Raw genomic sequence first — 11,884 nt, 5'->3', positions numbered from 1 at the left:
TCCCGCGGAGAGCTCTCCAAAGTGACCCAGCGCGCCGTGTCCGTGTTCGAGCATCACCAATTTTCGTTGAATGGCCGCAGTTCCGTGAGAAACGACCAGGCCGAGCGGTCCTGACCGTAGAGATGCAATAATTCGTCGGCGATCGCCGCCGGCTTGATGAAGAATTCATCCGGTTTGTCGCTCATCCGTGCGCGCATCCGGGGCGTATCGATAACGGCGTCGATGAGAACGTAGGAGACGTGCACACCAAGAGGTCCCAAGTCACGTGCGATCGACTCGGCCAAAATACGCTGCGCCGCTTTCGTCGGCGCGAAGCCGGCGAAATTGGCTTTGCCTCGGATCGAAGAGGTGTTGCCGGTCACCAGGATTGCGCCCTTGCCCCGATCGATCATGTCAGGCGCCACTTCGCGCGACAGGTACAACAGGCCCATCACATTGACTTCGAAGTTGCCCTTCAACATCTTCGGCTCGATCTCGCGAAAATTCCCCCAGCCCCCGCCTACCGCGTTGTGGATGAGAACGTCAGCCGGGCCGAAACGCCGCTTTACGTCGGCGATTACGGTCCGTACTTGGCTTTCGTCCGAGACGTCGCAGGTCATCGCGTGCACGTCGGGAAGCTCTTGCGCAAGGCGATTGATGAGCTCCGCAGAGCGAGCAAGCGCGATGATACGGAAACCACCGGCAGAGAAGCGCTTGACGATGGCAGCTCCCGTGCCGGGGCCCACCCCCGTCACGATCGCGATTGGCTTCTCGGTCATTTGACGCTCCCTTCGACTATTGTCCGGCCGCTCTCTTGTGAATTCGCTCGGATTGCGACTGATGGGCGGCAGCTTCGTGCCCGGACACCAAGGACAAGCGCACCGGAACGTTCTTGTGGTAGGGCGTGCCCGCAATGGGATCGCGGTTGCCGCTCTCGGTGAGCCGATTGATGCGCGGTCCGTTGATCAGGCGTTCACCATCCGGCGAGGGATAAGCCTGGCCGTAACCGTGCGGCAGCGCCAGCTGGCCCTTGCGCATGGCGTCATCGACTTTGGAGCGGACAACGAGCCGCCCGACCGACGACTCGACGGCGATCCAGTCGCCATCCTTCGCACCCAGCTCGCTCAGGTCGCTCGAATTGATCAACAGGGCGCCGTCCGGGTCGTCGCGACGCCACGCGGGATCGCGAAATATCTGGTTGGCATTGAACATGCGGCGGCCACCAGCCGCGAGCACGAACGGGAACTCCTTTCGCGCGCCGGCGGCTTGCGGATCGAGACGCGCCAGCCATTCCAGCATCTGCGGGACGATCAGCCGAACCTTGCGATCCGAATGGCCGATCAGCGACCAGACCTCGTCGTACTCGTGCCGGGTCACTGCCGTGCCCTGCCGGGCGGCCACGATGGTATCGAACAGGAGATCCCCGAGCTGCTGGTCCGTCACCTGATCGGATGCACCGATCGCCCGCCGCACCGCTTGCGGCGATCGCTTCGCGCAAGCCAGTGCCGCGCTCCACAACGGAGCCGCGGCCGCCGTGCCATCCGGAAGCGTCTGCCCCAGCGTATGGTAAAGCATCAGGGCAGGCACTGCCGCCGGGTTTTCCGCGATGAAAGCGCGGAAGGCAGCGGCGAATTCAGCTCGCGAGCGCCGTGCTGTTTCGCGTAGTGGCGCGAGCACATTGTCACCCGGCAGAAGCCCCAGGGCGATCGCCAGCCGCGTATAGATCTCGGGCTCTGGCAGCGTGCCGGCGAGCGGCGGCAAGACGCCAGCGCGCACGTGAAAATAGTTTGTCGGGAATTCGTAGTTAAAGAGAGTGAATTCCGTCTTCTCGTATTGTGTGGACGCCGGAAGAACGTAATGCGCGAGCCTAGCGGTTTCGGTCATGGCAACGTCCACGACGACGCATAGTTCGAGCGATTTCAGCGCGCGTTCCACCGCCTCCGTGTTTGCGGCGGTGTTGGCGGGATTGGAGCTGTCGATCCAGGCGCAGCGCAACCGGTCTGGATGGTCCTTGAGAACCGCTTCGGGGAAAATGTTGGGCGGCAACAAGCCGCCAATGATGGCGTCGCCGGTTGGCGCGAATGTCTGGTTCGGAGAATTTCCCCATAGCGGCTGAAGCCAGCTATGCAATTGGTTGGTACCTTCACGGCCGAAATTGCCGGAGAGCATGATCAAGAGCTTCTCGAGATAGGAGTTGAGAGTCGAGTTGACGCCTTGCTGGATGCCGAGTTCAACCCGAACCACCATGGCCTTCGCGGCCGCGATCATCGCCGCGCAGCGCTCCAGCTCCGTGATCGAGATATCGGCGGCGGCCGCCCATTCCTGAACCGGGACGTTCAATAGCGCTTGCCTCACTTCCGCGAAGCCGAGCGTGTGCTCTTCAATGAACGCATGGTCGATCCGGTCGGACCGGACGAGCGTGGCCAGCAGCGCGCCGAGGAGAAACGTATCGGCGCCGGGGCGAACCGCAAGATGCAGATCCGCCATCTCTGCGGTTTCGGTCCGCCGGGGGTCGATGACGATCAGCTTACGTGCGGGATCCTTGCGGATCTGATTGAGATGGTCACGCGCGTTGGGGAAGCCGTGCGCGATCCAGGGATTTGCCCCGATGACAAGCAAGAGATCGCAATGATGCACGTCCTCCGAGGTGTGGCAGGTTTGGCTGCCGAACATGTGCCCATTGACCCAGAAGTCTCCCGTTTTCTCCTGCGAAAGAGCGTTGAAGACGCTGCGCGAGCCCAGCGCACGCAACAAGCCACTGGCGTAGGCGCCGCCAGCGTGGTTGCCCTGCCCGCCGCCTCCATAAAGGGCGATACTCTTGCCGCCATACCTGTCAACGATGTGCCGCAGCCGCTGTGCGATTTCTGCGATCGCGACGTCCCACTCGATTTCATCAAAGCCGCCATCGGCGCGACGACGCAGCGGGGTCGTGAGCCGATCCCTGTGATGCGCATAATAGGGAATGCGCGACGCCTTGTTGCACAGATAGCCTTGCGACTTCGGGTTTGAGCGATCGCCTCGTACCTTCTCGAGGCGCCCCTCATTCACCCAGACCTCGATGCCGCAATTTACGTAACACAGGTTGCAGGCTGTCTTGAGCCACTTGCCGGCCGTCATGGGCACCTCCCAAATTATGGTTTGTCGCAGCTCGTTGCCTTTGCCGTCCTGCGCTGCCGGTTGTGAGGCCGGCCGCAGACAGTCATCCGTCCGGCGTCGAGAATATCGTCGGAAAGCTTCCCGGCGCCGACGGCACGCGACAGCACGATAGATCCAACCATGGTCGCAATGGCGCCCGCCGCGATTTGGCGTGCCTGTTGGGGACCATCTGCGGGAAGAACTTCAACCAGGATGTCGATCATCTTCTCGAGCTTGGAAGCAAGCGCCCGTTGCTCGCTCGGGCTCGATCGGGCGACATCAGCGGCCAGGGCTGGAAGCGCACAACCGTGTCTGGGATTGTCGCGGTGACGGGAACTAAGATAATCGGCTATCAACGTCTCGAAGCGATCCCCGCTGGCCTTCCGGTTCGCCAGCTTTTTCCACCGCTCGACCATTTGATCCATTGCAAACGCGATTGCCTCGCCGACGAGTGCGGCACGCGACTCGAAATGGTTATAAAAGCCGCCGTGCGTCAGGCCCGCGAGCTTCATCAACTCGACGACGCTAAGTCCTTCGGCACCGTTTTGACGCAAGCCGTAGGAGGCATTCTCAACGATCCGACTGTGGGTCTGGCGCCTATGGTCTCCTACGTAACGCATCTCCCCTCCGTGCAAGCTGCTCGGTGACCGGCTGTTCGACCGTTCCCATCCACCAGCGCTTCTGGACCGCGCTTTTGAAGCGACGGCAATATTTCATTGCATTGCCGGCCATGTTATATGATTATCGTCATATAACAACAGCGATCAACAGGAGAATTCGCCATGGCCGCCGCTTCCGATCCCGTCGTCATCCTCTCCGCAGCCCGTACGCCGCTCGGCCGCTTCATGGGCGAGCTCTCGCCGCTCAGCGCACACAGGCTCGGCTCTCACGTGATTGGAGCAGCTTTGGAACGGGCCAAGTTGACACCCGAACGGATCGACGAGGTCTTCATGGGCAACGTGCTGCCGGCCGGACAAGGCCAGGCGCCGGCACGCCAGGCCGCGCGCGACGCCAAATTGCCAGATGCCACCGGCGCCACCACCATCAACAAGGTCTGCGGCTCCGGCATGAAGGCCACCATGCTGGCTCACGACATCATCAATGCGGGCTCCGCCGAGATCGTTCTGTCCGGCGGCATGGAGAGCATGAGCAACGCGCCCTATTTGCTGGCCAAGGCGCGTGGCGGCTATCGCGCAGGCCACGACCGCATCATCGACCACATGTTGATGGACGGGCTGGAAGATGCCTACGAGACCGGACGCTCGATGGGCGATTTCGGCGAAGCCACCGCGGAAGCCTATCAATTCACCCGCAAGGACCAGGACGAGTATGCGATCGAGACCTTGACCCGCGCCCGCAAGGCGGTTGAGGGCGGCGCGTTCAAGGCTGAGATTGCTCCGATCACGCTGACCGAGAAAGCCGGGCCCCGGATCATCTCCAATGACGAACATCCGCTCAAGGTCGATCCCGCCAAAATCCCGGGGCTTAAGCCAGCGTTCCGCGCCAACGGCACCATCACGCCCGCCGCCTCATCCGCCAATGCTGACGGCGCTGCAGCGCTCATCTTGGCGAAACGCTCGCTGGCCGATCGCGACGGCCTCCCGGTGCTCGCCGAGATCAAGGGCCACGCCACCCACAGTCAGGAGCCACAATGGTTCACCACAGCCCCCATCCCGGCCATTCGCAAGCTTTTGGACAAGGTCGGCTGGAGCGTTGGCGACGTCGATCTGTTCGAGATCAATGAGGCATTTGCCGTCGTGGCAATGGCAGCGCAGAAGGATCTCGGCATCCCCAGAGAGAAGCTGAACGTCAATGGCGGCGCCTGCGCGCTCGGTCATCCCATCGGCGCCACCGGCGCGCGGCTGATCGTGACGCTGTTGCACGCGCTCGAAACGCGGAACCTCAAGCGCGGGGTCGCGTCACTCTGCATCGGCGGCGGCGAAGCCACGGCCATCGCGATCGAGCGCGTCGTCCGCTGATATTGCGGCTAGGCGACAAGAACGGAATCGGCGAGCGGCGCGAACCGCGTCATTCGCCGCCTTGATCTACCTATCCCTGTCACGCGAAAGATCCCATGGCTGACCTGATCAACACCGCGCCGCGTGACATTCCCACCTCCAGCGCCCTGCCTATCGCGGTCCTTTCCGTCCTGGCCGCGATGGGAACGCTCGCGACTAACATCTTGCTGCCGTCTCTGCCGCAGATTGCGATCTCATTGAATGTCACGACTGCAGAGGTCACGTCCGCCATCACCGTGTTTCTTGCAGTGTTCGGGTTAGGCCAGCTCCTGGTCGGACCGCTTTCGGATCGCTACGGAAGACGTTGGCCGGTCCTGATCGGATTTGCGGTGTTCTTCGTCGGCAGCGTTTGGTGCGGTCTGGCAACCGACCTGCCCAATCTCCTCATCGGCCGCGTCGTGCAGGCAACAGGTGCTTGCGCGACATCAGTGCTGTCTCGCGCCATCGCCCGCGACATGTTCAGTGGCGCGGCACTGGCGCGCGCGATGGCGCTCATCATGATCGTAATGTCCGCAGCGCCCGGGTTCTCGCCGCTGCTTGGCGGCGCCCTCGACCACAGCCTGGGCTGGCGCGCCGAATTCGCGCTGGTCGCTGCCTTTGCCGCCGTCAGCGCCGTTGCCTACGCCATCGTTCTTGGCGAAACCCACAATTCGATCCGCACGCCGTTCAATCCAGTTGTCGTTGGCAGGACCTATGCCGGTCTGATTGGAGACCGTCGCTTCGCTACCCCCGCGGCCGCCTCGAGCCTCACTATGGGCGGCTTGTTCTCGATGTTTTCCGCTGCGCCGCGCCTATTCATCGAAGCGTTGCACTTCACGCCGATCCAGCTCGGGCTCTTCTTTGCCGGCACCGTCTTCATCGTATTCGCCGCGGGTATGCTTGCCACAAGATTGGCACCACGCTACGGGCTCGATGGTCCGATCCGGGCAGGTTTGTGCGCGACAGCCGCCAGCAGCCTTGCGATCCTGCTCATCTCGATGATCAGCCCGACCTTCCTGCCGTTTCTGGGCGCGATGAGCGTATATCTCCTCGGCATGGGCATCGTCAGTCCGTTGTCCACAGCGCGCGCGCTCTCTCCATTCGGCGAGAAAGCCGGCGCGGCCTCGGCGCTACTTGGTTTCTTGCAGATGATGGTCGCCGCGATTGGAGTATGGCTTGCTGCCACAGTGTCACATGAAGCAATGTTTGCTCTGGGCGTCGTGATGAGCGTGTTTTCCCTGCTGGCTCTTGGCCTGTACGCGCGGGGCTCGGGGTCTTGATGGGCGCATGACTCCGGACGCGTTTCCGTTCAGTCACTCATCGGCTTTGCGAGGTCGGGCTTAGGCCTCGGGCAATACGCGGCAAGGCTTGGCCGGCCCGACAATTGAGCCTGCTTCCAGCGCAATCAGGTCCCGTGGAATTCCGGCTTGCTGCTGCCCGCTGGGCGCTTCATCTCGAACATGTTCTCGGTCCTGACCTCGAGATAATCTCCACCCCGGCCGGCGCGCAGAATGGGACGTGCAAGTGCCGTGTTGTAGACGCCGTCCTCGATCAACGTTTTGTCGATGTAGACCGCGACGACCTCACCAAGTACGAACCACCCCTCCACCTTCTCACCACGCGCATTCGCCAGTTGAGAGACGTCGACGACCTTGCATTCCATTGCGGCCCTGCTCTCGCCTACTCTCGGCACAGCTACGTGGCGTCCGGGTATCGGCGTCAATCCGGCTGCTTCGAACTCGCTCACGCCGTGATCGAGCGGCGTCGCTGTCACGTTCATGCGCTCGCCGAGATCCATGGTGACCAGATTCCAGACGAATTCGCGGGTCTCGCTGACGTTCTTGACGGTGTCCTTCCACGAAATCGAGGAGAACCCGATGATCGGAGGATCGTAGAGGAACGCGTTGAAAAAACTGTACGGCGCGAGGTTCAATTGACCGGCCGCATTGCGCGATGAAATCCAGCCGATTGGACGCGGCGCGATAATCGCATTGAACGGGTTATGCCGGAGCCCGTGGCCTTTCGAAGGCTCGTAGTAGTGGAAGTCGGCCTGGTCCATAAATGCCCCCGAAGCTGCCGAAGGCCGTCGATTTGGCCGTTGAGCTTCAACAAAGATCGACGCACGCATGACCATGTGTGCGCATAGCCTCCGTCAGAACGTCCGGAAGCGGTATGTCCTTCCGGCTAAGCCATCGCCCGAGCCGCAGCCGGCCGCTGCCCGGTGCCGTCGAGGAAGCCAGTCAGGCGCTGCCGGATGAGCCTTTCGGCATCCGCCATGATGCGGTCGATCAACTCCTTCACGGTCGGAATGTCGTGAATGAGCCCGACGACCATGCCGCAGCTCCAGGCGCCCGCGTCCATGTCGCCGTCGATCATCACCTTGGGATAGACACCCGCCACCTGGTCGTGGATGTCCTCGATCTTGAGGCTCTTGCCCTTCTCGCGCTCGGTCTCGAGCAGCTGCTCGACACCCTTGTTATTCAGAACCCGCTCGGTGTTGCGCAGCGCCCGCATAACGAGCCTGGTGTCGAGCTCCGTCGCCGCGACCAGCGCCTTCTTGACGTTCTCGTGCACCGGCGCTTCCTTGGTGGCGATGAAGCGCGTGCCCATGTTCATGCCCGCAGCGCCCATCGCCAGCGCCGCAACCAGGCTGCGCGCGTCCGCCATTCCGCCCGAGGCAACGAACGGGATCTTCAGTTCCTCGGCCGCGCGCGGCAACAGAATCATGTTCGGCATGTCATCCTCGCCGGGATGGCCGCCGCACTCGAAGCCGTCGACGCTGACAGCATCGCAGCCGATCTGCTCGGCCTTCAGCGAGTGCCGGACGGAGGTGCATTTGTGGATCACCTTGATGCCGCCCGCCTTCAGGGCCGACATGTACTGCTCGGGGCTGCGCCCGGCGGTTTCGACGATCTTGACGCCGCCCTCCCTGATGGCCGCGATGTATTCCGGATACGGAGGTGCACTGAAGGTCGGCAGGAATGTGAGATTCACGCCGAACGGCTTGTCGGTCATGTCGCGGCAGCGCGCGATCTCCTTGGCCAGCAGCTCCGGCGTTCTCTGCGTCAGGCCCGTGATCAAGCCGAGCCCGCCGGCGTTGGACACGGCCGCTGCCATTTCGGCGAAGCCGACATAGTGCATTCCGCCCTGGATGATCGGGTGCTCGATGCCGAACAGTTCAGTGATCGCTGTCTTCACGAATGATCTCCCGCGTTGCCGTTCAGTGGATGATTTCGAACAGGCCCGCCGCGCCCATGCCGCCACCGATGCACATGGTCACCACACCGTACTTCGCCTTGCGCCGCCGGCCCTCGATCAGGAGATGGCCGGTGAGCCGCGACCCGGTCATGCCGTAGGGATGGCCGATCGCGATCGAGCCGCCGTTGACGTTGAGCTTGTCCGGATCGATCCCGAGCTTGTCGCGGCAGTAGATCACCTGCACCGCATAGGCCTCGTTGAGCTCCCAGAGATCGATGTCATCGATCTTCAGATTATGGCGCTTGAGCAGCCGCGGAATTGCTGCGACCGGGCCGACACCCATCTCGTCCGGCTCAACGCCCGCCGCGACGAAGCCGCGGAAGATGCCGAGCGGCTTTAGGCCCTTCCTGGCTGCAATCTTGTCGCTCATGATCACGCAGGCCGAGGCACCATCCGAAAGCTGGCTGGCATTTCCCGCGCTGATGGTCTTGCCCTCGAACACCGGCTTGATCTTGGCGAGGCCTTCGGCGGTAGTTTCCGGACGCGGGCCTTCGTCCTTTGTGAGCGTCATCTGCTCGTAGGTGACCTCCTTGGTGTCCTTGTTGACCAGCGCCATCCTGGTCGTGAACGGCACGATTTCGTCGTTGAAGCGGCCGGCCTGCAACGCGGCGCCGACGCGACGTTGGCACTCGAGGCTGTATTCGTCCTGCTTGTCGCGGCCGATCTTGTAGCGCTCGGCGACGACCTCCGCCGTGTCGAGCATCGACATGTACATTTCGGGCTTCATCGCCATCAGTTCGTCGTCGACGGCGTGGAATTTGTTCATATGCTCGTTCTGCACGAGACTGATCGACTCGATGCCGCCGCCGATCGCGACCTCGACGCCGTCGAGCATCACCGAGCGCGCGGCCACCGCGATGGCCTGCAAGCCGGAGGCGCATTGCCGGTCGATGGTCGTGCCGGCGACCGTCACCGGCAGGCCGGCGCGGATCGCGCCCTTGCGCGCCACGTTCATCACCATCGTGCCTTGCTGCATCGCGCAGCCCATCACCACGTCTTCCACTTCCCCGGGTGCGACGCCGGCGCGTCTCACGGCCTCGGCCATCACGTGTCCCGCCATGGTCGGGCCGTCCGTGTTGTTGAGCGCGCCGCGATAGGCTTTGCCCACCGCCGTCCGGGCGGTGGAAACGATGACTGCTTCAGTCGTCATGCTGACCTCTTCTCTTTACGCGGCCGCATCCAGCTGTGCGTAACGCAGCACGTGGAAGGCGGGATCGCCGAACTGGATGTTGACGGAGGAGATTCGCTTGAAATAGTGCCCGACGTTGAGCTCGTCGGTCATTCCCATGCCGCCGTGAAGCTGCACCGCCTGGTCGGCGACGAACTTGCCGGCATAGCCGACCTTCGACTTGGCACCGGAGGCAAGCCGCGACAGGCCGGCATCGCCGGTGCCGAGGCTGAGGCTCAGATGCTGCATCAGGGAGAGCGCCTCCTGATGGGCGATGAACATGTCGACCATGCGATGCTGCAACACCTGGAAGGAGCCGATCGTGGTGCCGAACTGCTTGCGGGTCTTGGAATAGTCCAGCGTCGCAGAATTCAGCTCACCGATCGCGCCGACCGTCTCCGCGCACAGCGCGCCGATGGCGCGGTCGCGACAGGCCTCCAGTGCGGCAACGCCCTCGCCTTCTCGCCCGAGCAACTGGCCGCGGACCTCGCGCAGGCCGATCTCGGCGGCCCGGCGGCCGTCGATGGTCTTGAAGCTCTGGAGATCGAGGCCGGTGGCGCGGCGATCGACCACGAACAGGCTGACGCCGCTGCGGTCGCGACCGTCGCCGGAGGTCCGCGCCGAGACGATAAGGTTATCGGCCCAGGGTGCCGCGATCACCATGGTCTTCGCCCCGGTCAGAACGTAGTCGCTGCCGTCGCGCCGCGCCCTCGTCGTGACATTGGCAAAGTCGAAGCGGGAGCTCTTCTCCGCCCAGGCCAGTGCCCAGATCCTGGAGCCGTCGATGATGCCGGGAACGAAGGCCTGCTGCTGCTCCGTCGTGCCGACGTGCTCGATCAGGCCGCCGGCCAGCACCACCGTCTCGACGAAAGGCTCGACCACGAGGTGACGGCCGAACTCATGCATGATGATCATGGTCGACAGCGGACCGCCGCCGAGACCGCCCGCGCCTTCCGAGAGCGGTGCAGCGAGCAGGCCAAGCTCGGCGAATGCGCCCCACTGCGTCCGGCTAAAACCCTCCTCGCTCGCCACGATCTTGCGCCGCGCCTCGAAGTCGTATTGGTCGCGCAGCAGGCGCTGGACGCTGGATCGCAGCAATTCCTGCTCTTCCGTGAACTGAATATCCATCCGATCCTCCCGATCCGTCGCGGCTAGAGCCCGAGCACGGCTTTGGCGATGATGTTTCGCTGGATCTCGTTGGATCCGCCGTAGATGCTGAGCTTGCGCGCGTTCAGATATTTCTCCGATGCGGTGTGGCCGTATTCGGGGCCAGGCATGAAGCGGTTGGCGCTGACCGGATGCTCGCGGATGGCCAGGCCGTAATTGCCGATCGCGCGATGGGTGAGTTCGGTGATATCCTGGAATATTTCGGTGCCGCGGATCTTGAACAGCGAGGCCGCCGGCCCTGGATCGATGCCGCGCGCCATCTGGGCGACGACGCGCAGCTCCGTCGCCTCCAGCGCCAGCACGTCGAGCTCAATGCGGGCAATGTCTCGCAGGAATTCGAGATGCGCCGGATCGTCGGCCGGTATCTCGGACTTCACGATCTGCTTCAGCTTGCTGATGTAGCGGGTGGAGCGGCCGATGCCGGCCATGCTGGTGCGCTCGTTGCCGAGCAGGAACTTGGCGTAGGTCCAGCCCTTGTTCTCCTCGCCGACCAGGTTCTCGACGGGCACGCGGACGTTTTCGAGGAAGACGTCGTTGACCTCGTGGCTGCCATCGATCGTGATGATCGGCCGCACGGTGACGCCGGGCGACTTCATGTCGATCAGCAGGAACGAGATGCCGGATTGCGGCTTCGCGCTCGGATCGGTGCGCACGAGGCAGAAGATCCAGTCGGCATGCTGCGCCAGCGTGGTCCAGGTCTTGTGACCGTTGACGATGTAGTGGTCGCCGTTGCGCACGGCCTTGGTTCTGACGGTTGCGAGGTCCGAGCCGGAGCCCGGCTCCGAATAGCCCTGGCACCACCAATCCTCGCCGGAGAGAATCTGCGGCAGAAATTTCTGCTTCTGCGCCTCGTTGCCGAAGGTGTAGATCACCGGCCCGACCATGGTGACGCTGAAGGCGAGCGGCGGCAGCGTGCCGGCGCGCGAGGTCTCCTGCTCGAAGATGAAGCGCTGTGTGACGGACCAGCCCGGGCCGCCATACTCCTTGGGCCAGAGCGGCGCGATCCAGCCTTTCTTGTAGAGGATCCGGTGCCAGAGCAGCGACTGCTCCTTGGTCAGGTCGGTCTCCGGATTGGGAACGTGCATCTCCGGCGGATAGTTCTCCGCAATGAAAGTGCGCACCTCGTCGCGAAACGCGGCGTCCTCGCGGGAAAGCTTGAGCTCCATCGTGGCAGGCTCCG

Annotated in this window: 10 protein-coding genes; 2 read left to right on the top strand and 8 right to left on the bottom strand. The window is 63.1% G+C overall.

Annotated elements, in window-relative coordinates; genetic code table 11:
• Positions 1 to 53: 53 nt before the first annotated feature.
• From E4K64_RS00565 to E4K64_RS00555, 3 genes are read right to left on the bottom strand one after another with little or no spacing between them, the layout of a single operon-like run.
• Positions 54 to 758, bottom strand: coding sequence for an SDR family NAD(P)-dependent oxidoreductase (locus tag E4K64_RS00565; protein WP_135161685.1), 705 nt, complete (start codon positions 756 to 758; stop codon positions 54 to 56).
• A 16-nt stretch (positions 759 to 774) separates the two neighbouring features.
• A complete protein-coding gene (locus tag E4K64_RS00560) occupies positions 775 to 3,096 on the bottom strand; it encodes a molybdopterin-dependent oxidoreductase (protein ID WP_135161684.1) in 2,322 nt (773 codons plus the stop codon).
• 14 nt (positions 3,097 to 3,110) lie between these two features.
• Positions 3,111 to 3,734 carry a TetR/AcrR family transcriptional regulator gene (locus E4K64_RS00555; protein ID WP_135161683.1) on the bottom strand — a complete coding sequence of 208 codons (624 nt, stop codon included), beginning with the start codon at positions 3,732 to 3,734 and terminating at the stop codon, positions 3,111 to 3,113.
• A 162-nt stretch (positions 3,735 to 3,896) separates the two neighbouring features.
• On the opposite strand from E4K64_RS00555, the gene E4K64_RS00550 reads away from it, so the two are divergent.
• Together E4K64_RS00550 and E4K64_RS00545 are read left to right on the top strand one after the other, a co-directional pair.
• Positions 3,897 to 5,093, top strand: coding sequence for an acetyl-CoA C-acyltransferase (locus E4K64_RS00550; protein ID WP_135161682.1), 1,197 nt, complete (start codon positions 3,897 to 3,899; stop codon positions 5,091 to 5,093).
• Between the two features lie 95 nt (positions 5,094 to 5,188).
• The gene (locus E4K64_RS00545) at positions 5,189 to 6,391 is read left to right on the top strand and encodes a multidrug effflux MFS transporter (RefSeq protein ID WP_235884425.1); all 1,203 of its coding nucleotides are present in this window, start codon (positions 5,189 to 5,191) and stop codon (positions 6,389 to 6,391) included.
• A 125-nt stretch (positions 6,392 to 6,516) separates the two neighbouring features.
• Here the strand turns inward: E4K64_RS00545 and E4K64_RS00540 are convergent, their stop codons facing one another.
• The 5 genes from E4K64_RS00540 to E4K64_RS00520 form a co-directional block, all read right to left on the bottom strand.
• The gene (locus tag E4K64_RS00540; protein ID WP_135161681.1) at positions 6,517 to 7,170 is read right to left on the bottom strand and encodes a flavin reductase family protein; all 654 of its coding nucleotides are present in this window, start codon (positions 7,168 to 7,170) and stop codon (positions 6,517 to 6,519) included.
• A 125-nt stretch (positions 7,171 to 7,295) separates the two neighbouring features.
• Positions 7,296 to 8,309, bottom strand: coding sequence for an NAD(P)H-dependent flavin oxidoreductase (locus E4K64_RS00535; protein ID WP_135161680.1), 1,014 nt, complete (start codon positions 8,307 to 8,309; stop codon positions 7,296 to 7,298).
• 22 nt (positions 8,310 to 8,331) lie between these two features.
• Positions 8,332 to 9,519, bottom strand: a complete 1,188-nt coding sequence (locus tag E4K64_RS00530; protein ID WP_135161679.1) for an acetyl-CoA C-acyltransferase — start codon at positions 9,517 to 9,519, stop codon at positions 8,332 to 8,334.
• Between the two features lie 15 nt (positions 9,520 to 9,534).
• Positions 9,535 to 10,665: an acyl-CoA dehydrogenase family protein gene (locus E4K64_RS00525; protein WP_135161678.1), complete on the bottom strand. Its 1,131-nt coding sequence runs from the start codon at positions 10,663 to 10,665 to the stop codon at positions 9,535 to 9,537.
• A gap of 23 nt (positions 10,666 to 10,688) precedes the next feature.
• The gene (locus E4K64_RS00520) at positions 10,689 to 11,870 is read right to left on the bottom strand and encodes an acyl-CoA dehydrogenase family protein (protein WP_135161677.1); all 1,182 of its coding nucleotides are present in this window, start codon (positions 11,868 to 11,870) and stop codon (positions 10,689 to 10,691) included.
• Positions 11,871 to 11,884 lie beyond the last annotated feature (14 nt).

This window comes from Bradyrhizobium frederickii (genome assembly GCF_004570865.1).
Lineage (GTDB): Bacteria > Pseudomonadota > Alphaproteobacteria > Rhizobiales > Xanthobacteraceae > Bradyrhizobium > Bradyrhizobium frederickii.
The sequence above is the reverse complement of the archived record's forward strand: the minus strand, read 5'-3'. Positions and strand labels throughout refer to the sequence as shown.

What these genes read in the sequence shown, in the direction of transcription:
- E4K64_RS00555 (WP_135161683.1), bottom strand. Translation starts at nt 3,734, where the DNA reads ATGCGTTACGTAGGAGACCATAGGCGCCAGACCCACAGTCGGATCGTT.
- E4K64_RS00565 (WP_135161685.1), bottom strand. Translation starts at nt 758, where the DNA reads ATGACCGAGAAGCCAATCGCGATCGTGACGGGGGTGGGCCCCGGCACG.
- E4K64_RS00560 (WP_135161684.1), bottom strand. Translation starts at nt 3,096, where the DNA reads ATGACGGCCGGCAAGTGGCTCAAGACAGCCTGCAACCTGTGTTACGTA.
- E4K64_RS00540 (WP_135161681.1), bottom strand. Translation starts at nt 7,170, where the DNA reads ATGGACCAGGCCGACTTCCACTACTACGAGCCTTCGAAAGGCCACGGG.
- E4K64_RS00545 (WP_235884425.1), top strand. Translation starts at nt 5,189, where the DNA reads ATGGCTGACCTGATCAACACCGCGCCGCGTGACATTCCCACCTCCAGC.
- E4K64_RS00550 (WP_135161682.1), top strand. Translation starts at nt 3,897, where the DNA reads ATGGCCGCCGCTTCCGATCCCGTCGTCATCCTCTCCGCAGCCCGTACG.
- E4K64_RS00530 (WP_135161679.1), bottom strand. Translation starts at nt 9,519, where the DNA reads ATGACGACTGAAGCAGTCATCGTTTCCACCGCCCGGACGGCGGTGGGC.
- E4K64_RS00525 (WP_135161678.1), bottom strand. Translation starts at nt 10,665, where the DNA reads ATGGATATTCAGTTCACGGAAGAGCAGGAATTGCTGCGATCCAGCGTC.
- E4K64_RS00520 (WP_135161677.1), bottom strand. Translation starts at nt 11,870, where the DNA reads ATGGAGCTCAAGCTTTCCCGCGAGGACGCCGCGTTTCGCGACGAGGTG.